Consider the following 23569-nt stretch of genomic DNA (forward strand, 5'->3'; position numbering starts at 1 on the left):
AAGTGAAGGGAGAAGAAAAGATGCCATCTTTCGATATTGTTTCCGAAGTTGATATCCAGGAAGTTCGCAACGGCGTTGAGAACGCAACCCGCGAAGTTGAGTCACGTTTCGATTTTCGTGGCGTTGAGGCGTCGTTTGAGCTGAACGATGCAAATAAGACCATTAAGGTGCTGAGCGAGTCTGATTTCCAGGTGAATCAGCTGCTCGACATTCTGCGTGCAAAGCTGTTAAAGCGCGGTATCGAAGGGACGTCTCTCGATGTGCCGGAAGAGTTCGTGCACAGCGGTAAGAACTGGTTTGTAGAAGCCAAGCTGAAGCAGGGTATTGAGAGCGCGGTACAGAAGAAAATCGTTAAGCTCATAAAAGACAGCAAGCTGAAGGTGCAGGCGCAGATCCAGGGTGAAGAAATTCGCGTGACCGGTAAGTCCCGCGATGATCTTCAGTCCGTAATGGCGCTGGTGCGCGGCGGCGATTTGGGACAACCGTTCCAGTTTAAAAACTTCCGCGATTAATATAAAAAGCCCGGTTAAACCGGGCTTTTTTTCACGCCTTGAGCGCCTGCTCGACTTCGAAGCGGTTAGTCATTTTACTGTCTATCTTGACGTAAGCGCTGCGCTCTTCCGGGACAATGAGCACGTCCGTCACGCCCTCTTTTTCTTCCAGACGCTGCTTTAGCGCATCGCTGATTTCCACATCATCCGGGATTTCTATCCGCAGGCTGCTCACGTAGCGCGGCTCTTTCATGGTGCTGGCGACCAGCAGCCAGACTGTCGCTAACAGCGCACCGGCGAGAAATACGGTTTGTGAATCAAACAGGCCGTCCACCCAGCCGCCGAGCGAGCCGCCGATCGCCACGCCGAGAAACTGGCTGGTGGAGTAAATACCCATTGCCGTACCTTTGTAACCGGCGGGGGACTCTTTGCTGATAAACGACGGCAACAGGGCTTCCATCAGGTTAAATGCCAGGAAGAACAGCTGCACGCCGGCAATCAGCTCCCAGAAGTGCGGACCGGCACCCCAGAGCACGATTTCGGCAATCAGCAGGACCGCCACGCAGCCCACGAAGACGCGCTTCATTTTGCGCTTCACTTCGGCGTAGATGATGAACGGCACGACGGAGACAAACGAAATCAGCATCGTGACCAGATAAATTTTCCAGTGCTCAGCCGCCGGGAAACCCGCTGCCGCAAGCTGGCCGGGCAGGGCGACAAAGGTCGACATCAGCAGGATGTGCAGACACATAATGCCAAAGTTCAGCTTCAGAAGACGCGGCTCGACAATCACTTTGCTGAAGCAGCCTTTTACCATCCCGGATTCACGGTTGAGGACGTGGTTTTTGCTGTCCGGCACGACCCACAGGGTTAACGCAATACCAATGGTTGCCAGCACGGCAATCATCCAGAACAGGGCGTGCAGACCCAACGTGTGCGTAATGATGGGGCCAAGCACCATCGCAATCGCAAACGTCACGCCAAAGCTCACGCCGATGAACGCCATCGCTTTGGTGCGGTTTTGCTCGCGGGTTAAGTCGGACAGCAGCGCCATCACCGCGGCGGCAATCGCGCCGGAGCCCTGCAGGGCGCGGCCAAGAATAATCCCCCAGATGGAGTGGGAGAGGGCGGCAATCACGCTTCCGAGCACAAAGACCAGCAGCCCGCCGACAATCAGCGGCTTTCTGCCCACCCGGTCAGAGAGCAGGCCAAACGGGATCTGGAAAACCGCCTGCGCCAGGCCGTAGATGCCGATCGCGAGTCCAATCAGCGCCTCGCTGGCCCCCTGCAGCGCCATACCGTACGTGGTCAGAACAGGCAGGACCATAAACATGCCAAGCATCCGTAGCGAGAAGACAGTCCCTAAGCCCCAGGTCGCGCGTAGCTCGCCTGGCGTCATTTTATAATCGTTCATTACCACCTCAGTTCAAAAGCAGGCCATAGTGTAGTGCGGGGAAGGGGCGGGGTAAATAAAGGGTTATTTAACAAATATTACATGCGTTATTAGTAGATTCAGCGAATAAAAAAGGGTGCCGAAGCACCCCCTTTATTGACCTGTTTTGGCTTACCAGACGTAAGTCAGCAGGTTATGTGAATCCGGCACCATGAAGTCTACGGACATCATCACGGACAGCGAGGTGATGGCCACAATCGAGAACACAAACAGTTTGCGCGCCCAGACTTTGTCATCTTCCACTTTGTAACCGCGCAGCGCCATACCGAGCCACCAGACGCTCACCGCAGCCGCTACCGCCAGATATTTATATCCAGCGTAACCACCCAGAGAGAGCATCAGCGTTGCCACGGCAAAGGCGATGATGTACAGCGTGATGTGGTTCTTGGCAACCGAAATGCCCTTCACGACCGGCAGAACCGGGATGTTCGCTGCCTGATAATCCTTAAAGCGGAAAATCGCGATGGCATAGGAGTGCGGCATCTGCCACAGGCTAAAGATAGCCAGCAGGATCAGCGCACCGCTGTCGAACTCGTTCGTGACCGCACAGTAGCCAATCACCGGCGGCGCAGCGCCGGAGAGAGAACCAATCAGCGTGCCGTAGACGGAGTGGCGTTTCATATACAGGCTGTAGACGCCCACATACACCACGAACCCCATCACCCCCAGCCAGCAGGCCAGTGGGTTAGCACCAAACCACAGCAGCATAAAGCCAGCAATACCCAGCAAGGTGGCGTACACCAGCGAGACGGAAGGGGCGATCAGGCCTTTCACCAGCACCCGATTTTTGGTCCTTTCCATCTTCTTGTCGATATCCATGTCGATGTAGTTGTTAAATACACAACCGGACGCAACAACCAGTGACACACCGACCAGCGTGTAGATAAAGAGGGTGTAATCAATGCTGCCCTTAGAGGCCAGCAGGAACCCTCCGATCACGGAGATCAGGTTGCCAAAGATGATGCCTGGTTTCGTTACTTGCAGGTATTGCTTAAACATACTCGCCGCTCTTAGTGAACCATCATGTTGTAGTTGAGGTTCCACATAATCCAGATGGAACCGACTACCAGGATAGCGATGATAATCACGGTAAAGATAAAGGCGGTCATATTCCAGCCTTCATCGGACTTGGTGTTCATGTGCAGGAAGCAAACCAGATGCACCAGAATCTGAATCACAGCGGTTACCAGGATTGCACCCAGGATAACCGGCTTAGACGCAGAACCGCTCATCACCATCCAGAACGGGATCACCGTCAGGATGATCGACAGGATGAAACCTGTCATGTAGGTTTTTACGCTGCCGTGGGAAGCGCCATGATCGTTAGAATGACTCATTACATCGCCCCCATCAGATAGACAACAGAGAACACACAGATCCACACCACGTCCAGGAAGTGCCAGAACAGGCTCAGGCACAGGATACGGGTACGGTTAGTACTGGTCAGGCCGCGACGGGAGATCTGGAACATCAGGACTGCCATCCAGATCAGGCCGGAGGTCACGTGCAGACCGTGAGTGCCGACCAGCGCGAAGAACGCGGACAGGAAGCCACTGCGATCCGGGCCGAAGCCTTCCATGATCAGGTGATGGAATTCATAGATTTCCATCCCGATAAATCCAGCACCAAACAACCAGGTCAACGCCAGCCAGGAAACAACCTGGCTCTTGTTGTTTTTGTACATGGCGATAACCGCCATGCCGTAGGTGATGGAGCTGAATAACAGCAGTGCGGTTTCAACCAGAACGAACGGCAGTTCAAAGATGTCCTTGCCGGTCGGGCCGCCCGCTGTGCCGTTCACCAGAACGGCATAGGTTGCGAACAGACAGCAGAACAGAATGCAGTCGCTCATCAGGTAGATCCAGAAACCGAAGACTTTGGTCGGTCCTGTATCGTGGTGCGCATGCTCATGCGCGTGGGCAGTTGAGTGCGCCAGAGTATCAGTTGCCATTTTTCAGCCCCGCTTTAGAAATCTCGTCGAAATGCTGATTTTCCAGCTTCTCAACTTCACGGACTGGTACGTAGTAGTCCACGTCCTCGTCAAAGCTCTTCACAATCCAGCTGATTACGATGCCGGCGAAGCCAACAATCGCCATCCACCAGATGTGCCAGATCATTGCGAAACCAAATACCGTTGCGAAGGCGGCAATCACGATGCCCGCACCGCTGTTTTTCGGCATGTGGATCTCTTCGTAATGAGCAGGTTGCTTGTACGCTTCACCTTTCTCTTTCATTTCCCAGAATGCGTCACGTTCATGAACCTGCGGCACAATGGCGAAGTTATAGAAAGGAGGTGGAGAAGAGGTCGCCCACTCCAGCGTACGGCCACCCCATGGGTCACCGGTCAGGTCACGGTTCTGATCGCGGTCGCGAATAGACACGTAGAACTGAATCAGCTGAGACGCGATACCACAGGCAATCAGCACGGCACCGCCCGCTGCAACCATCAGCATTGGGTGGAACTGCGGATCGATCTGCTGGCTCAGGCGACGGGTCATACCCATGAAGCCCAGCACGTACAGCGGCATAAATGCTACGAAGAAGCCGATGATCCAGAACCAGAACGCGCGTTTACCCCATTTTTCGTTCAGCGTGAAGCCGAACGCTTTTGGCCACCAGTAGGTTACGCCAGCGAAGCAGCCGAAGACCACGCCACCGATGATAACGTTATGGAAGTGCGCAATCAGGAACAGGCTGTTGTGCAGAACGAAGTCAGCGCCCGGTACCGCCAGCAGTACGCCGGTCATCCCACCTACGGAGAAGGTTACGATGAAGCCGATGGTCCACAGCATCGCTGAGTGGAACACGATACGGCCCTGGTACATGGTGAACAGCCAGTTGAAGATCTTCACCCCGGTAGGGATGGCGATAATCATGGTGGTGATACCGAAGAAGGCGTTTACGTTCGCGCCCGCACCCATGGTGAAGAAGTGGTGCAGCCAAACGATGAACGACAGAACGGTAATACACACGGTTGCCCACACCAGAGAGGTGTAACCAAACAGACGTTTACGCGAGAAGGTTGCCGCGATTTCGGAGAACACACCGAACACAGGCAGAACCAGAATGTACACTTCCGGGTGACCCCAGGCCCAAATCAGGTTGATGTACATCATCATGTTGCCACCCATATCATTCGTGAAGAAATGGGTGCCCAGATAGCGATCCAGGGTCAGCAGCGCGATGGTGACGGTCAGAATTGGGAAGGAGGCAATAATCAGGATGTTGGCGCACAGAGATGCCCAGGTAAATACCGGCATCTTGAACATGGTCATGCCAGGGGCACGCATCTTGATAATGGTCACGAAGAAGTTGATACCGGTCAGGGTTGTACCAACACCGGAGAGCTGAAGCGCCCAAATCCAGTAGTCGACGCCAACGCCAGGACTGTACTCAATTCCTGACAGCGGTGGGTAAGCCAGCCAACCGGTCTGCGCGAATTCGCCCACACCCAGTGACAGGTTAACCAGGATAACGCCGACAACCGTGAACCAGAAGCTCAGGTTGTTCAGGAACGGGAACGCCACGTCGCGCGCGCCGATTTGCAGCGGAACGACAACGTTCATCAGACCGATAACCAGCGGCATCGCCACGAAGAAGATCATGATAACGCCGTGGGCGGTAAAGATCTGATCGTAGTGGTGCGGCGGCAGGAAGCCGGCTTCACCCGCAGAAGCGAGTGCCTGCTGGCTACGCATCATGATCGCATCCGCAAAGCCACGAATTAACATGACGATACCGACGATGCAGTACATGATACCGAGTTTTTTGTGGTCAACCGAAGTCAGCCACTCGTTCCACAGGTAGCTCCACTTACCGAAGTAAGTGATCAGGGCCAGTAAGGCCGCGCCACCAATGATAATTGCAGCCACCGTAACCACGATAATCGGTTCATGGTAGGGCACTGCATCCAGTGTCAATTTTCCGAACATTTTCTTCCTCGGCCCCTTAGTGAGCGGTTTCCGCGTGGCTCATGTCCATGCCTTCCATACCTTCGTGCGCGCTGTGCTCGCCTTCTGGCTGGGTCATGTCCATGCTCTTGCCGTGATCCATAAATTTGCCAATAACATCTTTGAACAAATCAGGTTTCACATTAGAGAAGTACTCCACCTTGTTGTATTCGCTTGGTGCAGCCACTTTTTCGAACGCCGCCATGTCAGACATGGTGTTTGGAGACTGCTTCGCTTTTTCAACCCACTGGTCGAAAGCGGCACGGTCTGGCGTCGCAATAGCTTTGAACTTCATACCTGAGAAGCCCGGGCCGCTATAGCTGGCGGAGATACCATCATAGGTGCCTGCTTCATTCGCGATCAGATGCAGGTTGGTCTGCATACCGGCCATCGCGTAAATCTGGCTACCCAGACGTGGGATGAAGAAGGAGTTCATTACGGAGTTGGAGGTCACTTTGAACTGAACCGGAGTGTTCGCCGGGAAGGCGATTTCATTCACGGTAGCAATACCCTGCTCTGGATAGATGAAGAACCATTTCCAGTCCATGGAGACCACTTCAATGGTAATAGGTTTCTCATCGTGAACCAGCGGTTTGCTTGGCTCAAGTGCGTGAGTGGTTTTCCAGGTCAGCACGGCAAGGAACAGGATGATCAGAATAGGTACCGTCCAGACCACAGCTTCCACTTTATTGGAGTGTGACCAGTTAGGGCTATACTTCGCATCTTTATTGCTCGCACGATACTTCCAGGCGAAACCAACAGCCATCAAAATGGCAGGAATAACCACAATCAACATCAGGCCAAAAGCCGTCAATATCAGTGAACGTTGTTCCAGTCCAATCTGTCCTTTGGGGTCTAGTAGTGCAGAATCACAGCCACTGAGTAATACAGTGCCCGCGAATAATGACAACCATCCCAAACTTTTATTGTATTTCCCGAGTCTCATTTAACGACCTCAATTCCACGGAGTCTGGTGGCGTTTAAAGTGTGCGGGCATTTTACGGGAAGGTTACATTACTGTAAACATCATTAGGCCTGTGTCAGGAAGGTGTTACCGGGTTCTGCCGCACGTGTCACAAGTGTTGCAAATTATGTCGGTTTTTATGACCGAAGCCGCACGGCATGGGCTTTATAACGAAAGGACCCCCAAGCATACCTTAAAAGGGGCAATTGGTATAACCATTGTTGAAAATAAACAAAAAATTAACAATTAATTATCAATAAAAAGACATATAAAAAACGAAAAATCAAACTCTCGTATGCTGAATCGTTTAATGAAAAATAGCGTTTTGGAATAGGAGCCAATAATTTCCAAATCCTATCCCGCACAAAACAACAAATATTTTTTTTGCGCCTGGCGGCTATTTCGTCGTTATAATTTCGGTTAGTGATTACAACGGGAAATAACCTTTCGCATTTTTCTTCAGGTCATCTGCGTTTTACGCAACGCCATGAAATCAAGCAGACCTCCGATCAGGATCCCGGCGATAGCCAGCAGGGCGCCTGCGTCCAGCAGAAGGGCTTCGAAAGGGAGTTCCAGAGAGGTGCTGGCATTGATAATAAGCACCACGAGCCAGAGCGCCAGAGCAATGCAGCCCGCCATTAACAGACGTAACGCAAAACGGTAGGCGCGGTGATATTCGGTGCGCGGCATAAAGTGTTCTGTTCGCTGGGTATATTCCAGCGTCTGACGGCAGACCAGCAGCAATAAAATTCCCGGCACGGCAGCTACGACCGAGAAGAGATAAAATGTTGGCCAGCCATGGGCTTCCACGAACCAGCCGGCAATCGGGCCAACGTACACCCGGCCAACGGCTGAGAGCGCCGAGAGCAGAGCGAACTGGGTGGCTGAAAACGACTTATTGCACAGGGTCATCAGCAGGGCGACAAACGCCGCAGTGCCCATGCCGCCGCAGAGGTTTTCGAAGAATACCGCTGTGGCCATGCTGATCGTATGTTTGTCGGTAATCGACAGCAGCCAGTAGCCTGCGTTAGAGGCACCCTGAAGGATGCCGAAAATTAGCAGCGCGCGAAACAGCGTCAGACGCTGCATCAGAACGCCGCCATAAAGCGCGCCGACGATGGTCGCAAACAGCCCAAGCGTTTTATTCACCACGCCTACTTCACCGGCGTCAAAACCGACGCCGCGGATCAGGAAGGTGGTGGTCAGGCTCATGGCGAAAGCATCACCCAGCTTATAAAGGACGATAAGCAACAGGATCAGCCAGGCGTTGTTGCGGCCAAAAAAGTCACGCAGCGGTTCGGCGACGGCCTGCTCCAGCGAGCGGGGTACCGGAATAACGTCACTCGGTTCGGGCGCGAACAGCGTCGCGATAATGCAGGGGACAAGCAGGGCGGCCATCAGCCAGTACATACCCTGCCAGCCGAGGTACCTGTCGGCGAGCCACAGCGCCAGCCCGCCGGAAACCAGCATCCCGAGGCGATAGCCCAGCACGCTGATTGCTGCACCAGCACCGCGCTCTTCCGCAGGTAACACGTCCGTCTTCCAGGCGTCGAACACGATATCCTGAGAGGCGGAACAGAAAGCAATCACTACCGCAAGTGCGGCCATCCAGCGAAGCTGGGTGGTGGGTTCAAGAAGGCCCATACCCGCAATAGCCAGCAGCAGCAGAATTTGCGTCATCACTAACCAGCCGCGCCGACGCCCGAGGAAAGGCGGCGTGTAGCGATCCATGACCGGAGACCACAGGAACTTAAAGACATAGGCCTGGCCGACAAGCGAGAAGAACCCAATGGTTTTAAGATCGATGTTTTCAACCGTCATCCACGCCTGAAGCGTGCCGGAAGTGAGCGCGAGGGGTAAACCCGAGGCAAAGCCGAGGATCAGCAGAATCGCTGATTTCGGTTGCTGGAAAATGCGTAAGTAATGGCTGGACATGTTCTTATAAAACTGACCCGGTGATACACCGGGTCAGCGAGCGGGATTAACGCGCGTTCTGCTTGATGAAGTCGTGAATGCTGGTGTCCTGCGCCATATCGGCGATGGTATCGGTCAGCACGCTGTTAACGGCGTTAGCAATGTTCTGGTTGGAGGCCTGGAACGCACCTTCAACAGAATAGCTGGCGCGGTAGTTTTTGGTCATCTTGTTGCCATTCTTCGCGGTGGCAATGATGGCGATATCCGCTTTGGTCGCGATGTTGTAGCGCACGTTGCCCTGAGACACGTCAGCGTACAGGTTGTTCACGATGATCTGCAGATCGACCGCGCCGCTTGGGCCAATCATATACCCGCGAGCGGTCATCTGTTTCTCCAGCACTTCCTGCAGCAGGAAGCGCAGGTCACGGGACGCGGTGAGGGTAACCTGCTGGTTATCGCGGGTCACTTTAGCCAGCGCCTGATCCTGACGCTGATCGGCGCCGTTAATGCTCACGGTGACGCCCATCAGGCTTGGGTCCTGCTGAGGCAGGGTGATTTTTGGTGAGACATCAATAGTGGTAGGCGGGGTAGCGCAGCCTGCCAGCATAAAAAGGGCTACCAACGGAAAGAAGAGTTTTTTTAACATTTTCGGGTTCTCAACGAATCGTAAGCATATAAAGAGAAAAATTGTCGTCATCATAACATCGCCAACGGCGAGGGGAAGTGGTCAACGCATGTAAATTCATCGCCTTGTCCGAAAACTGACCAGTTCACCGTTTTTCCCAAACCGTGTATGACAAAACGTATGAGTCTCACAGTGAACTTCATTCGTTTGAATGAGAAAATCAGACGAAAGCTAAATATTTGTTGTCAAGGTGTAATGGAAACGGTAAAAGCGGCTAACATTTAAAGGGATGGGTGACATCCTGGCGTTGTCGGAGGAGTAATTTCATGATGATACGTGAGCATATAGAAGATAAATTAAGGGCAGCGTTCAACCCTGTGTTCCTCGAAGTCGTCGACGAAAGCTATCGTCATAACGTGCCGGCAGGTTCTGAAAGCCACTTTAAAGTGGTTCTGGTTAGCGATCGCTTCACGGGAGAACGTTTCCTGAATCGACACCGCTTGATCTACAGCACCTTGACGGAAGAACTCTCCACGACCGTGCATGCGCTGGCACTGCATACCTACACCATTAAGGAATGGGAAGGTCTGCAGGATACGGTTTTCGCATCGCCACCTTGTCGCGGTGCAGGCACTATCGCCTGATAAATCGGATTTGCAACGGCTGGAGCTTTTCCAGTATGTTGCTTAGAGATTTCCTCAAAACGGCCTCCGGGCCGTTTTGTTTTGTCTGAGTTTTGAGCGGATGGTGCGATTTTAAGGCTAAAAATAGCCTTAAAGTGTGAAAAAAGCCGCAGCAACATGCCCCAACCGTTCTCGACTCACCTAAGTGATGCCGCTATAATGCCGCGTCTTATTGAATGTCTTCGGGATGATTCTGGCGACAGGGAATGTGAATCTGCACTAAGAGAGCATCCCGGTATAACAGACAGATTCAGAGTTGACCGAGCACTGTGATTTTTTTGAGGTAACAAGATGCAAGTTTCAGTTGAAACCACTCAAGGCCTTGGCCGCCGTGTAACGATTACTATCGCTGCTGACAGCATCGAAACTGCTGTGAAAAGCGAGCTGGTCAACGTAGCAAAAAAAGTACGTATTGACGGCTTCCGCAAGGGCAAAGTACCAATGAATGTTGTTGCTCAGCGTTATGGCGCTTCCGTGCGTCAGGATGTGCTGGGTGAACTGATGAGCCGCAACTTTATCGATGCGATCATCAAAGAAAAAATCAATCCGGCCGGTGCGCCGAACTACGTTCCAGGCGAATACAAACTGGGCGAAGACTTCACCTACTCTGTAGAGTTCGAAGTGTACCCGGAAGTTGAGCTGAAAGGTCTGGAATCTATCGAAGTTGAAAAACCAGTTGTTTCCGTGACTGACGAAGACGTTGACGGCATGCTGGATACCCTGCGCAAGCAGCAGGCGAACTGGAAAGAGAAAGAAGGCGCTGTTGACGCTGAAGACCGTGTCACCATCGACTTCACCGGTTCTGTAGACGGCGAAGAGTTCGAAGGCGGTAAAGCGTCTGACTTCGTACTGGCAATGGGCCAGGGTCGTATGATCCCAGGCTTCGAAGACGGTATCAAAGGCCACAAAGCTGGCGAAGAGTTCACCATCGACGTGACCTTCCCGGAAGAATACCACGCTGAAAACCTGAAAGGGAAAGCAGCGAAGTTCGCTATCAACCTGAAGAAAGTTGAAGAGCGCGAACTGCCAGAACTGACTGAAGAATTCATCAAGCGTTTCGGCGTGGAAGATGGTTCTGTAGCGGGTCTGCGTACCGAAGTGCGTAAGAACATGGAACGCGAACTGAACGGCGCGGTGCGTAACCGTGTGAAATCTCAGGCGATCGAAGGTCTGGTTAAAGCCAACGAAATCGACGTTCCAGCTGCCCTGATCGACAGCGAAATCGACGTTCTGCGCCGTCAGGCTGCACAGCGTTTCGGTGGCAACCAGCAGCAAGCGATGGAACTGCCACGCGAGCTGTTCGAAGAGCAAGCGAAACGCCGCGTTGTTGTTGGCCTGCTGCTGGGCGAAGTGATTCGTACCCACGAGCTGAAAGCTGACGAAGAACGTGTGAAAGGCCTGATCGAAGAGATGGCTTCTGCATACGAAGATCCATCAGAAGTGATCGAGTTCTACGGTAAGAACAAAGAACTGATGGACAACATGCGCAACGTTGCCCTGGAAGAGCAGGCTGTTGAAGCGGTACTGGCGAAAGCGAAAGTGACCGAAAAAGCGACCTCTTTCAACGAACTGATGAACCAGCAGGCGTAATTTCGCCCCAACGGTTTAAAGTTTGAACAGAAAACCCGTTGCCTTGCGGCAACGGGTTTTTTTTATCGCAGCTATAGCCCAGGAAGAGTGCTAAAACGCCCTTTCGGTGTTAGCGTAACAACAAAAGGTTGTTATGCTTGAAATAGGGCACTGTAAACCCCATAAGTACGTAATCACGATGAATGAGACTGGCTGATAATCCGTCCGTAAGGTTACAATCAGTACAGCAGGTGTTTTCAATTTTGATCCAGGAGACGGAAATGTCATACAGTGGCGAACGAGATAACTTTGCACCCCATATGGCTCTGGTGCCAATGGTTATTGAACAGACCTCACGTGGTGAGCGTTCTTTTGATATCTATTCCCGTCTGCTCAAGGAACGCGTTATCTTTCTGACTGGCCAGGTGGAAGACCATATGGCTAACCTGATCGTGGCGCAGATGCTGTTTCTGGAAGCGGAAAACCCGGAAAAAGACATTTACCTGTACATTAACTCCCCGGGTGGCGTGATTACAGCAGGGATGTCCATTTATGACACCATGCAATTCATCAAACCTGATGTAAGCACTATCTGTATGGGTCAGGCTGCATCTATGGGCGCGTTCCTGTTAACAGCAGGAGCGAAGGGTAAGCGTTTCTGCTTGCCAAATTCCCGCGTGATGATTCACCAGCCGCTGGGCGGTTATCAGGGGCAGGCGACGGATATCGAAATCCACGCCCGCGAAATTCTGAAAGTAAAAGCGCGCATGAATGAACTTATGGCGCAGCATACGGGTCAACCACTCGAGCAGATCGAGCGCGATACCGAGCGCGATCGCTTCCTCTCTGCTCCAGAGGCAGTTGAGTACGGCTTAGTCGACTCCGTGTTGACCCATCGTAATTGATGCCCGCGACGCGAGTGTGCCGCTATACTAAGGTAGGGCGGCACGCTGCTCATTGCAGCTTGCGTCTTAGAATGGCATTTGCGTCGTCATGTGCGGCACAAAGAACTTAAAAAGAGGTTTGGACTCATGACAGATAAACGCAAAGATGGTTCGGGCAAACTGCTGTACTGCTCTTTTTGCGGCAAAAGCCAGCATGAAGTGCGTAAACTGATTGCCGGGCCGTCCGTGTATATCTGCGACGAATGTGTCGATTTATGTAACGACATTATTCGCGAAGAGATTAAAGAAGTCGCACCGCACCGTGAGCGCAGCGCGCTGCCAACGCCGCATGAAATTCGTCATCACCTTGACGACTACGTCATCGGACAGGAGCAGGCCAAGAAAGTGCTGGCGGTAGCGGTCTATAACCACTACAAACGTCTGCGTAACGGCGACACCAGCAATGGCGTAGAACTGGGTAAAAGTAACATTCTGCTGATCGGCCCAACCGGTTCCGGTAAAACGCTGCTGGCTGAAACCCTGGCGCGTCTGCTCGATGTTCCGTTCACGATGGCGGATGCCACCACCCTGACCGAGGCCGGTTACGTGGGTGAGGACGTTGAAAACATCATTCAGAAACTGCTGCAGAAGTGCGATTACGACGTACAGAAAGCCCAGCGCGGGATTGTTTACATCGATGAGATCGACAAGATCTCCCGTAAATCAGACAACCCGTCCATCACCCGTGACGTATCGGGTGAAGGCGTACAGCAGGCACTGCTGAAACTGATTGAAGGTACGGTTGCCGCCGTTCCGCCACAGGGTGGTCGTAAACATCCGCAGCAGGAGTTCCTGCAGGTTGATACCTCCAAGATCCTGTTCATCTGTGGTGGTGCGTTTGCTGGTCTGGATAAAGTCATCTCCCACCGTGTTGAAACCGGCTCCGGCATTGGTTTTGGCGCAACGGTGAAATCGACGTCCGAAAAACCAAACGAAGGCGAGCTGCTGTCTCAGGTTGAACCGGAAGATCTGATCAAATTCGGTCTGATCCCTGAGTTCATCGGCCGTCTGCCGGTTGTGGCAACGCTGAATGAGCTGAGTGAAGACGCGCTGATCCAGATCCTGAAAGAACCGAAAAATGCGCTGACCAAGCAGTATCAGGCGCTGTTCAATCTGGAAGGCGTTGACCTGGAATTCCGCGACGAAGCGCTGGATGCTATTGCCAAGAAAGCGATGGTCCGTAAAACCGGTGCTCGTGGTCTGCGTTCAATTGTTGAAGCAGCACTGCTCGACACCATGTACGATCTGCCGTCGATGGAAGATGTTGAGAAAGTGGTGATTGACGAGTCCGTTATTAGCGGTCAAACCAAGCCGCTGCTGATTTACGGCAAACCGGAAGCGCAGCAGGCATCTGGCGAATAATTCACCAAACCATACAAGCAGTTAATCAAAAAGGGGGGATTTTATCTCCCCTTTACTTTTTCCGTATTCATAGCGTTGAATGTGTGGGAAACATCCCCATATACTGGATACATGTTAATGGTTATGTGAAGCACAGTGACATGACCAGCTTACCTGGCGGACACTAACTAAGAGAGAGCTCTATGAATCCTGAGCGTTCTGAACGCATTGAAATCCCCGTATTGCCGTTGCGCGATGTGGTGGTTTATCCGCACATGGTCATACCCTTATTTGTAGGGCGGGAAAAATCTATCCGTTGCCTTGAAGCCGCCATGGATCATGATAAAAAAATCATGCTGGTGGCGCAGAAAGAAGCATCAACGGATGAGCCGGGTGTAAACGATCTTTTCACCGTCGGGACCGTGGCCTCTATTTTGCAGATGCTGAAGCTGCCTGATGGCACCGTGAAGGTGCTGGTAGAAGGCCTGCAGCGTGCGCGTATTACCACTCTGTCAGACGACGGCGAACACTTCTCTGCCAAGGCAGAGTACCTTGATTCGCCTGAGCTTGATGAGCGCGAGCAGGAAGTACTGGTTCGCACCGCGATTAGCCAGTTTGAAGGCTACATCAAGCTGAACAAGAAAATCCCACCAGAAGTGCTGACGTCGCTGAACAGCATCGACGATCCTGCGCGCCTGGCGGACACCATCGCTGCACATATGCCGCTGAAGCTGGCTGACAAGCAGTCCGTGCTGGAAATGTCCGACGTTAACGAGCGTCTGGAATACCTGATGGCGATGATGGAGTCTGAAATCGATCTGCTGCAGGTTGAGAAGCGCATTCGCAACCGCGTGAAAAAGCAGATGGAGAAATCTCAGCGTGAGTACTATCTGAATGAGCAAATGAAGGCCATTCAGAAAGAACTGGGCGAGATGGACGACGCGCCGGACGAAAACGAAGCGCTGAAGCGTAAGATCGACGCGGCGAAGATGCCGAAAGAGGCGAAAGAGAAGGCCGAAGCAGAACTGCAGAAGCTGAAAATGATGTCTCCAATGTCGGCTGAAGCGACCGTTGTACGCGGCTACATTGAGTGGATGGTGCAGGTTCCGTGGAACGCCCGCAGCAAGGTCAAAAAAGACTTGCGTCAGGCACAGGAAATCCTGGATACCGACCACTACGGCCTGGAACGCGTGAAAGACCGCATTCTTGAGTACCTCGCGGTACAAAGCCGTGTAAACAAAATTAAAGGGCCAATTCTGTGCCTGGTAGGACCGCCGGGGGTGGGTAAAACCTCTCTGGGTCAGTCCATCGCCAAAGCGACCGGACGTAAATATATCCGTATGGCGCTGGGTGGCGTGCGCGATGAAGCGGAAATCCGCGGTCACCGCCGTACCTACATCGGTTCTATGCCGGGTAAACTGATCCAGAAGATGGCGAAAGTGGGGGTTAAAAACCCGCTGTTCCTGCTCGATGAGATCGACAAAATGTCGTCGGACATGCGTGGCGACCCTGCATCTGCACTGTTGGAAGTGCTTGATCCAGAACAGAACGTGGCGTTCAGCGATCACTACCTGGAAGTGGACTACGACCTGAGCGATGTGATGTTCGTAGCGACCTCCAACTCCATGAACATTCCGGCCCCGCTGCTGGATCGTATGGAAGTGATCCGTCTCTCGGGCTATACCGAAGACGAGAAGCTGAATATTGCTAAGCAGCACCTGCTGCCGAAACAGATTGAGCGTAACGCGCTGAAAGCCAACGAGCTGACCGTTGAGGACAGCGCGATTATCGGCATCATTCGTTACTACACCCGTGAAGCGGGCGTGCGTAGCCTTGAGCGTGAAATCTCAAAGCTGTGTCGTAAAGCGGTGAAACAGCTGCTGCTGGATAAGAGCCTGAAACACATTGTGATTAACGGCGACAATCTGCATGCCTATCTCGGCGTTCAGCGCTTCGACTACGGCCGCGCGGACAACGAAAACCGCGTTGGTCAGGTGACCGGGCTCGCATGGACGGAAGTGGGCGGCGATCTGCTGACCATCGAAACCGCCTGTGTACCGGGTAAAGGCAAACTGACCTACACCGGCTCGCTGGGTGAAGTGATGCAGGAATCCATCCAGGCTGCGCTGACCGTGGTACGCGCGCGTGCGGAGAAACTGGGAATTAACCCTGATTTCTACGAAAAACGCGACATCCACGTGCACGTACCTGAAGGGGCGACGCCAAAAGATGGTCCAAGCGCGGGTATTGCCATGTGTACCGCTCTGGTTTCCTGCCTGACCGGGAACCCGGTGCGTGCCGATGTGGCAATGACCGGTGAAATTACGCTGCGTGGCCAGGTTCTGCCGATTGGTGGTTTAAAAGAAAAACTGCTGGCGGCACACCGCGGTGGGATCAAAACCGTATTGATCCCTTACGAAAACAAACGCGATCTGGAAGAGATTCCGGACAACGTGATTGCCGATCTGCAGATCCATCCTGTTAAGCGAATTGAGGAAGTTCTCAGTCTCGCTTTGCAGAATGAACCCTCCGGAATGCAGGTTGTAACCGCAAAATAGTGACCTCGCGCAAAGAGCGTCAATAAAAACAAGGCTGGTAAGTGATTTCGCACTTGCCAGCCTTTTTTTGTATAGCTAATTTAGATTGCTGATTAGGTCAGCCATCAACAACGGGTGTTGTAAGGTCATGGCAGGCCTGATATAACTGCTGCGCGGTCGCGTTGTGAAGGATTCAGGCGCGATATAAATTATAAAGAGAGGAAGAGAACAGTGAATAAATCTCAACTGATTGACAAAATTGCTGCTGGTGCTGATATTTCTAAAGCTGCAGCTGGACGTGCGTTAGATGCATTAATTGCTTCTGTTACTGAATCTCTGCAGGCTGGGGACGACGTTGCACTGGTAGGCTTCGGTACTTTTGCTGTTAAAGAGCGTGCTGCCCGTACTGGCCGCAACCCTCAGACCGGTAAAGAGATCACCATTGCTGCTGCTAAAGTGCCGGGTTTCCGTGCAGGTAAAGCGCTGAAAGACGCAGTAAACTGATTGCTCTCCCGTTTCAGGGAAGCCGGAAAGTACAAGGGCGCATCATTTGATGTGCCTTTTTTGTTTGTCCAGACCTGATTTGTGCGAGTTTATGCGAGTTGTGGGCTGACAATCGCCCCGTTTTCTTGTCACAATACGCCTTCACGCGCGACGGTCAGGATTTTCCGTCAGCGTCAGGTAACCAGTCACCTACAGCGGAGTGTTGTTACACCATGATGGACAGCTTACGCACGGCTGCTAACAGTCTCGTGCTCAAGATTATTTTCGGTATCATTATCGTGTCGTTCATATTGACCGGCGTGAGCAGTTACCTTATTGGCGGTGGCGCAAACTACGCCGCAAAAGTGAATGGCCAGGAGATCAGCCGCGGTCAGTTCGAGAATGCTTTTGCCGGTGAACGTAACCGTATGCAGCAACAGCTGGGCGACCAATTCTCTGAACTGGCGGCGAACGAAGGGTACATGAAGACTCTGCGCCAACAGACGTTGAACCGTCTTATCGACGAAGCGCTGCTCGATCAGTATGCCAAAAAACTCGGCCTTGGCATTAGTGATGAGCAGGTGAAAAAAGCCATCTTCTCCACCCAGGCCTTCCAGTCTAACGGTAAATTCGACAACGCGCGTTACAACAGTATCGTCAACCAGATTGGGATGACGGCCGATCAGTACGCTCAGGCGCTGCGTAACCAGCTGACCACCCAGCAGCTCATCAATGCTGTCGTGGGCACCGATTTCATGCTCAAAGGTGAAACGGACGAACTGGCCGCGCTGGTGGCACAGCAGCGTGTTGTACGCGAAGCGACCATTGATGTTAACGCCCTGGCGGCGAAACAGCAGGTGAGCGACGCTGACGTTAACGCCTGGTACGAACAGAACAAGAATTCTTTTGTTTCTCCAGAGCAGTTCCGCGTGAGCTACATCAAGCTGGATGCGGCCGCGCTGCAGGAAACCGCGTCTGATGCAGAGATCCAGTCTTACTACGATCAGCATCAGGATCTGTTCACTCAGCCCCAGCGTAACCGCTACAGCGTGATTCAGACGAAAACCGAGGCTGATGCTAAAGCGGCGCTCGATGAGCTGAACAAAGGCGCTGATTTCGCGACCGTTGCGAAAGCGAAATCCACCGACATTATCTCGGCGAAAAACGGCGGTGATATGGGCTGGCTGGAAGACGCGACCACGCCTGACGAGCTGAAAAATGCCGGTCTGAAAGAGAAAGGCCAGCTTTCTGGCGTCATTAAGTCTTCCGTAGGTTTCCTGGTCGTGCGTCTGGACGACATCACCGCGGCGAAAACCAAGCCGCTGGCTGACGTCCGCGATGATATCGCAGCGAAAGTGAAACAGGAAAAAGCGCTGGATGCCTACTACGCGCTGCAGCAGAAGGTTAGCGATGCTGCCAGCAACGACAACGAATCTCTGGCAGGTGCAGAGCAGGCGGCGGGCGTGAAGGCGGTTGAAACTGGCTGGTTTGGTCGTGACAACCTGCCGGAAGAGCTGAACTTCAAACCGGTTTCTGATGCAATCTTCAACGGTGGTCTGGTGGGCGAGAACGGCACGCCGGGCAGTAACTCTGACATCATTACCGTCGACGGCGATCGTGCATTTGTGTTGCGCGTCAGCGAGCATAAGCCAGAAGCGGTCAAACCGCTGGCGGAAGTGAAGGATCAGGTCATCGCTCAGGTTAAGCACAACAAAGCGGAACAGCAGGCGAAACTGGATGCTGAGAAGATTCTGTCCGATCTGAAAGCGGGTAAAGAAGACTCGCTGAAAGCGGCTGGCCTGAGCTTCGGTGAAGCGAAAACGCTGAGCCGTACCGGTCAGGACCCTATCAGCCAGGCCGCGTTTGGTCTGACCCTGCCTGCAAAGGACAAGCCAAGCTTCGGTACCACCACCGATGCGCAGGGTAATGTCGTTCTGCTGGCGCTGGATGAAGTGAAAGCCGGCACCTTGCCAGAAGCGCAGAAGAAAGCGATGGTTCAGGGAATTACCCAGAACAATGCCCAGATTGCCTTCGAAGCCATGATGAGCAACCTGCGTAAAGAAGCCAAAATCAAGCTGGGTGATGTAATGACTCAGCAGCAGTAATTACGTGTCTGCTCGCAGATTTTCGTAACGCTCTGCAAAAACTAAAGGCCGCTTTCGCGGCCTTTTCCATTTCTGCAATCTGCTGTTTGTGCCGGTTTGAACTGGCGGCTATCGTGACGTGGCTGTCAACAAACAAGGAGATAACAGCATGAAATGTGGAATCAAAGCACTGTTAATTACGCTGGCTATTGCCACCACCGGGATGAGCGTGGGTGCGATGGCGTCGGCTCCCGCCGCCAAATCACAAACTACCCAGAGCAAGTCCGACGCGGCTGCGCCGGTGCAAGGGCAAACCAAAGCGATTGACGCCGGTAAAAACGCGGATGATGACGGTACGCGGGTCAGTATCAATTCTGCCTCTGCGGAAGATCTGGCCCGCGCGATGAATGGTGTCGGCCTGAAAAAAGCGCAGGCCATCGTCAGCTACCGCGAAGAGTATGGTCCTTTCAAAACGGTAGACGATCTCAAACAGGTGCCGGGCATGGGCAGCGCACTGGTTGAACGCAACCTCTCACACCTGACATTGTAATTACGCAATTTCTTGCACTGCGGCAAAATTTTGCCAGGATAATGAGGTCATACCAGTTATGACCTCTCATCCTACAATAACAGTAAAGGCTATTGCGCTATGCAGACAAAAATCAAAGTACGCGGTTTTCATCTCGACGTTTATCAGCATGTGAACAATGCCCGCTATCTTGAGTTTCTTGAAGAAGCGCGGTGGGACGGGCTAGAAAACAGCGAAAGCTTTCAGTGGCTGACCGCGCACAACATCGCGTTCGTGGTCGTCAATATCAACATCAACTACCGCCGTCCGGCCGTGCTGGGCGATGTGCTCACGGTGACAAGCCAGGTGCAGCAAATCAATGGCAAAAGCGGGGTGTTAAGCCAGGTGGTGACGCTCGATCCAGAAGGGCAGGTGGTGGCTGATGCGCTGATCACCTTTGTCTGTATCGATCTGAAAACGCAGAAAGCGCTGCCGCTGGAAGGGGAGTTGCGTGAAAAGCTGGAGTTGATGATCGCGTAAGACTTGTTAAGGCGTACTCGTGCTGTCGACACCCGTTTTGCGACAGCACGGTCAAGTAGCCCTATTTTAGGCCGGTCTTTTTCTGCATCGCGGCCATCACGCCGGCTTTATCGGCAAGATAGTGGTTCAGTCCGTTAGCGCGAAGATTACAGGCCGCGCACTGGCCGCAACCGTCGCCTTTGATACCGTTATAGCAGGTGAGCGTTTCACTGCGAACCAGGTCCAGCTTGCCCCAGTAATCCGCCAGCGCCCAGGTTTCGGCTTTATCCAGCCACATGAGCGGAGTTTCAAAGCGCGTCTCTTTCGCCATCCCCAGATTGACGGCGTGGTTTAGCGCTTTCACGAACTCATCACGACAGTCCGGGTAGCCGGAGAAGTCGGTCTCGCAAACGCCCGTAATCACCGCTTCGGCTTTTACCTGGTAGGCGTAGATCGCCGTCAGGGTCAGGAAGAGGATATTACGGCCCGGCACGAAGGTATTCGGAATGCCGCTGGCATCAGGTTCGTAGTCCGGGACGGGAATACTGTCGCGGGTGAGGCTGCTCACGGCCAGTTCATTTAACAGCGTAACGTCCAGCACCTTGTGCGCGCGTGCGCCCAGTTTCAGGGCAAGTTCACGGGCAACGTCGATTTCAGCGCGGTGGCGCTGACCATAATCGAAAGTGACACAGTGAACTTCATCGTACTGATGAAGGGCCTGAACCAGGCAGGTAGTAGAGTCTTGTCCTCCGCTGAACACGACGACGGCACGTTTCATAAATCATCTCGACTGTTACGGTAAAAACGTTATGTTACCGTCTGCCTGTGGCGCCGACCAGCTTCTTCACGATTTAGGGGCGGGAAGCCAGGCTTCGGTAAAGTCAAACCAGCCGCGGGTATTGAGACGTATACCATTCACGCCTGGTGGAGCACTGATTTGGTATTGATAATTAAAGAGTGGTGTCAGCACTGCACTTTCCATTAACCGGTTGAAGATGGCTTGCAGCCCCGCGTGCCTATCCCGCGCCTCTGCCTGCGTCTGTACCGCATCCAGCGTCGCTTGCAAATGGGCGTAAGCCGGTGCGCTAAGAACGTGCTGCCAGAGGGCATCGCAGCGCAGCCACTGTTCCAGCGTATATTCCGGCGCTTCGCCAATAAGCCTGTCGCCCATCATGATGTCTGCATCTGCAAGCGCCAGGCATCCGTCCCACGTCTTGGCGTCGTGAAAGATGACGGTCAGTTCACAACCCTGTAGCGCCAGGTATGCCTTCAACTGGCTGGCCATGGTGTGAAGCTCAACAGGGAGATGATAAACCAGCGTCAATGCTTCAGGGAGGGTTACGCCCGATAAATCAGGCCATTCGGGGATGGTCCAGCCGGGAAGCAGTTCCTGAGTTGGCGTGATGAGCCCTTCGTTTAGTGGAAGGGTGTGGAGAAGCCGGGAGAGATGAATGATATTGATAAGCCGCTTTGCCTGGAGCTCACTCAGGCGTGCGCTCTGTTTTAGCGTAAGGTAACAGAACCCCAGGCTGGTGCTGCTGCTTACCAGCCGCAGACTTTCCAGCTCGTCGGCCTCGCCGATCGCGATTTGCACCGGGTGACGACAGCTGGTACCCAACCTGTAATCAAAAAGCTGGGGTGTGATCCAATATTCGATGGCTTTGAGCAGCGGATGACTCAGGTGATACTGCTCATGGCTTTCCAGACGAACCAGGTCGGGCTCAAAGGCAGCCAGCCGAAAGGGGCCAGAGCCAACCGAAGGATGGTCGGGATGCGCCAGACGGCTACAGTAGGTTGCCAGCCTGTGCGGTAGCCAGTAGTCAGGTTGATGCAGCGTAAACGTCAGACACTGTGGATGCGTTGTCTCAATATTTAAGACGCTCTGTAACAGGGTGCGCAGGGCGGGGAGCGTCAACATCGCTGTCAGACTTCGCTGGAGTTGCGCCGTTTCTATTTTATCGCCGTTATGCCAGTGCAGGGTGGAGCGAATGTAGAAATGCCAGCGCATACCGTCAGCAGAGACATCCCAGTGATGCGCCAGATCGCCCGTGGGTTCACTGCTGTTACCGTTAAAACGCGTCAAGCCTGAGAACACCTGTCCTGCCAGATGCTGCTCCGCCCGACCAGGTAAGAACCCCGGCTGCAGCGGCTCCAGGGAGCGATAGTAGGGAATGCGCAGCGTCGGCGTATCGTTTTGCCACTGCCCGCCCAAAAAAGGATGCAGTAATGATCGCAGCGCTTCAGGGGCAAGCTGGGCCAGTTCCAGCGCGTTATGCTGCTGCCCGCTCTTCAGCGCCTCCTCCATCATCGCATTGCGCAGTGACTCCGGCGCGACATGAAACGTCAGCTCACCGCGCTTACCGCGGCCAGACTGCGCTCGCCAGCTCAGCCAGCCCGCCTCTTGGGCCTGACGCAGCAACGTTCGGACATGCCGCTCGCTGCAAAAACAGCGGGCAGCCAGCTCGCTGATAGTGACCTGTTGCGTTGCACCCAGGGAAGGCTGCCAGAGGCGGTGATACTGATTGAGTCGATTGAGCTGGCGCATAAGAAACCCGGAACAATAATTTTCATCTATTCACTATTACTTCCGTATATCTCACACGATACTGATGCACAAGTTAACCGCATCACATTTCGGGAGTAATCATGGCTCGGCTCGCTGCATTTGATATGGACGGTACGCTGTTAATGCCGGATCACCGTTTAGGGGAAAAAACCCTGAACACGCTGAAACGCCTGCACGAACGTGATGTTACCCTGACGTTTGCCACTGGCCGCCATGTGCTGGAGATGCGCCATCTGCTTGGTGCGTTTTCCCTCGACGCTTTTCTGATTACCGGCAACGGGACGCGAATACATTCTATAGAAGGCGATGTACTGCACCGTCAGGATCTCAATCCGGAAGTGGCGGATATCGTGCTGCACAGCACCTGGGACACGCAGGCCAGTATCCACGTCTTTAACGATCGGGGCTGGTTTACCGGAAGCGAAATCCCTGAACTGCTGCACGCGCATGTATACAGCGGTTTCAAATATCAGCTTATCGATCTGCGTCGGATCCCCGCCCATGCGGTCACTAAGATCTGCTTCTGCGGCGATCATGAAGATCTGTGTCGCTTACGGATTCAGCTGAATGAGGCGCTGGGCGACCTGGCGCACCTGACCTTCTCGGCGGTGGATTGTCTGGAAGTGCTGCCGGTGGGCTGTAACAAAGGTTCCGCTCTGGCGGTTCTGAGCGACCACCTGGGCTTAACGCTGCAGGAGTGTATGGCGTTTGGTGATGCCATGAACGACCGCGAAATGCTGGGTAGCGTAGGTCGCGGTCTGATCATGGGAAATGCGATGGCGCAGCTGAAAGCAGAACTTCCCCATCTGCCGGTTATTGGCCACTGCCGCAATGAAGCAGTGTCTCATTTTTTGACTCATTGGCTGGACAACAACAATCTCCCGTATTCCCCCGAATAGTGAGACCCTTCCAGCAAGCCAGACTTCGGTCTGGCTTTT

Annotated in this window: 21 protein-coding genes; 11 read left to right on the forward strand and 10 right to left on the reverse strand. The window is 53.3% G+C overall.

What is annotated here, in order from left to right:
• The first annotated feature begins 20 nt into the window (after positions 1 to 20).
• Positions 21 to 512, forward strand: coding sequence for a YajQ family cyclic di-GMP-binding protein (locus USH94_RS12335; RefSeq protein WP_023334701.1), 492 nt, complete (start codon positions 21 to 23; stop codon positions 510 to 512).
• Positions 513 to 543: 31 nt separating this feature from the next.
• Here USH94_RS12335 and USH94_RS12340 read toward each other — a convergent pair whose 3' ends face one another.
• From USH94_RS12340 to USH94_RS12375, 8 genes are all read right to left on the reverse strand, one after another.
• On the reverse strand, positions 544 to 1905 hold the full coding sequence (locus tag USH94_RS12340; protein WP_111963417.1) for an MFS transporter: 1362 nt from the start codon (positions 1903 to 1905) through the stop codon (positions 544 to 546).
• Between the two features lie 150 nt (positions 1906 to 2055).
• On the reverse strand, positions 2056 to 2943 hold the full coding sequence (gene cyoE, locus USH94_RS12345; protein ID WP_013095848.1) for a heme o synthase: 888 nt from the start codon (positions 2941 to 2943) through the stop codon (positions 2056 to 2058).
• A gap of 11 nt (positions 2944 to 2954) precedes the next feature.
• Positions 2955 to 3281 (reverse strand): cytochrome o ubiquinol oxidase subunit IV, encoded by a 327-nt coding sequence (locus tag USH94_RS12350; RefSeq protein ID WP_006176899.1) that lies wholly within the window; start codon positions 3279 to 3281, stop codon positions 2955 to 2957.
• The gene (locus USH94_RS12355) at positions 3281 to 3895 is read right to left on the reverse strand and encodes a cytochrome o ubiquinol oxidase subunit III (protein WP_111963416.1); all 615 of its coding nucleotides are present in this window, start codon (positions 3893 to 3895) and stop codon (positions 3281 to 3283) included. The genes USH94_RS12350 and USH94_RS12355 overlap by 1 nt, the downstream gene beginning before the upstream one ends.
• Complete coding sequence (gene cyoB / locus USH94_RS12360) at positions 3885 to 5876, reverse strand: cytochrome o ubiquinol oxidase subunit I (protein WP_014168864.1); 1992 nt, start codon at positions 5874 to 5876, stop codon at positions 3885 to 3887. Before cyoB ends, USH94_RS12355 begins: the two co-directional genes overlap by 11 nt.
• A 16-nt stretch (positions 5877 to 5892) precedes the next feature.
• A complete protein-coding gene (cyoA, locus tag USH94_RS12365; protein WP_014882770.1) occupies positions 5893 to 6840 on the reverse strand; it encodes a cytochrome o ubiquinol oxidase subunit II in 948 nt (315 codons plus the stop codon).
• Between the two features lie 477 nt (positions 6841 to 7317).
• The gene (gene ampG / locus USH94_RS12370; protein WP_111963415.1) at positions 7318 to 8793 is read right to left on the reverse strand and encodes a muropeptide MFS transporter AmpG; all 1476 of its coding nucleotides are present in this window, start codon (positions 8791 to 8793) and stop codon (positions 7318 to 7320) included.
• Positions 8794 to 8839: 46 nt separating this feature from the next.
• The gene (locus tag USH94_RS12375) at positions 8840 to 9418 is read right to left on the reverse strand and encodes a lipoprotein (RefSeq protein WP_023310568.1); all 579 of its coding nucleotides are present in this window, start codon (positions 9416 to 9418) and stop codon (positions 8840 to 8842) included.
• A 305-nt stretch (positions 9419 to 9723) separates the two neighbouring features.
• Between USH94_RS12375 and bolA the strand changes: the two genes are divergently transcribed.
• The 9 genes from bolA (at position 9724) to USH94_RS12420 (ending at position 20086) form a co-directional block, all read left to right on the forward strand.
• Positions 9724 to 10041, forward strand: coding sequence for a transcriptional regulator BolA (gene bolA, locus USH94_RS12380; protein ID WP_021241655.1), 318 nt, complete (start codon positions 9724 to 9726; stop codon positions 10039 to 10041).
• 330 nt (positions 10042 to 10371) lie between these two features.
• Entirely contained in the window at positions 10372 to 11670 is a 1299-nt protein-coding gene (tig, locus tag USH94_RS12385; protein WP_023310569.1) for a trigger factor, read from the forward strand.
• Positions 11671 to 11930: 260 nt separating this feature from the next.
• Positions 11931 to 12554, forward strand: a complete 624-nt coding sequence (gene clpP / locus USH94_RS12390; protein ID WP_010428105.1) for an ATP-dependent Clp endopeptidase proteolytic subunit ClpP — start codon at positions 11931 to 11933, stop codon at positions 12552 to 12554.
• A 126-nt stretch (positions 12555 to 12680) separates the two neighbouring features.
• Positions 12681 to 13955 carry an ATP-dependent protease ATP-binding subunit ClpX gene (gene clpX / locus USH94_RS12395; RefSeq protein WP_023310570.1) on the forward strand — a complete coding sequence of 425 codons (1275 nt, stop codon included), beginning with the start codon at positions 12681 to 12683 and terminating at the stop codon, positions 13953 to 13955.
• Positions 13956 to 14137: 182 nt separating this feature from the next.
• Entirely contained in the window at positions 14138 to 16492 is a 2355-nt protein-coding gene (gene lon / locus USH94_RS12400; protein WP_023334706.1) for an endopeptidase La, read from the forward strand.
• A gap of 210 nt (positions 16493 to 16702) precedes the next feature.
• Positions 16703 to 16975 carry a nucleoid-associated protein HU-beta gene (gene hupB / locus USH94_RS12405; protein WP_002444653.1) on the forward strand — a complete coding sequence of 91 codons (273 nt, stop codon included), beginning with the start codon at positions 16703 to 16705 and terminating at the stop codon, positions 16973 to 16975.
• A gap of 212 nt (positions 16976 to 17187) precedes the next feature.
• Positions 17188 to 19059 (forward strand): peptidylprolyl isomerase, encoded by a 1872-nt coding sequence (ppiD, locus tag USH94_RS12410; RefSeq protein WP_111963414.1) that lies wholly within the window; start codon positions 17188 to 17190, stop codon positions 19057 to 19059.
• Between the two features lie 148 nt (positions 19060 to 19207).
• A complete protein-coding gene (locus USH94_RS12415) occupies positions 19208 to 19588 on the forward strand; it encodes a helix-hairpin-helix domain-containing protein (RefSeq protein WP_111963413.1) in 381 nt (126 codons plus the stop codon).
• A gap of 99 nt (positions 19589 to 19687) precedes the next feature.
• A complete protein-coding gene (locus USH94_RS12420; protein WP_024906822.1) occupies positions 19688 to 20086 on the forward strand; it encodes a YbgC/FadM family acyl-CoA thioesterase in 399 nt (132 codons plus the stop codon).
• A gap of 61 nt (positions 20087 to 20147) precedes the next feature.
• On the opposite strand, the gene queC is transcribed toward USH94_RS12420, so the two are convergent.
• A complete protein-coding gene (gene queC, locus USH94_RS12425; RefSeq protein ID WP_008503311.1) occupies positions 20148 to 20843 on the reverse strand; it encodes a 7-cyano-7-deazaguanine synthase QueC in 696 nt (231 codons plus the stop codon).
• Between the two features lie 66 nt (positions 20844 to 20909).
• Positions 20910 to 22610 carry an SgrR family transcriptional regulator gene (locus tag USH94_RS12430; protein WP_111963412.1) on the reverse strand — a complete coding sequence of 567 codons (1701 nt, stop codon included), beginning with the start codon at positions 22608 to 22610 and terminating at the stop codon, positions 20910 to 20912.
• 101 nt (positions 22611 to 22711) lie between these two features.
• Here USH94_RS12430 and cof point away from each other — a divergent pair, with 101 nt between their 5' ends.
• Positions 22712 to 23530 (forward strand): HMP-PP phosphatase, encoded by an 819-nt coding sequence (cof, locus tag USH94_RS12435; RefSeq protein ID WP_111963411.1) that lies wholly within the window; start codon positions 22712 to 22714, stop codon positions 23528 to 23530.
• Positions 23531 to 23569: the final 39 nt, after the last annotated feature.

Origin of the sequence: Enterobacter sp. 148H3 (assembly GCF_034107425.1) — a bacterium.
Classification (GTDB): Bacteria; Pseudomonadota; Gammaproteobacteria; order Enterobacterales; family Enterobacteriaceae; genus Enterobacter; species Enterobacter vonholyi.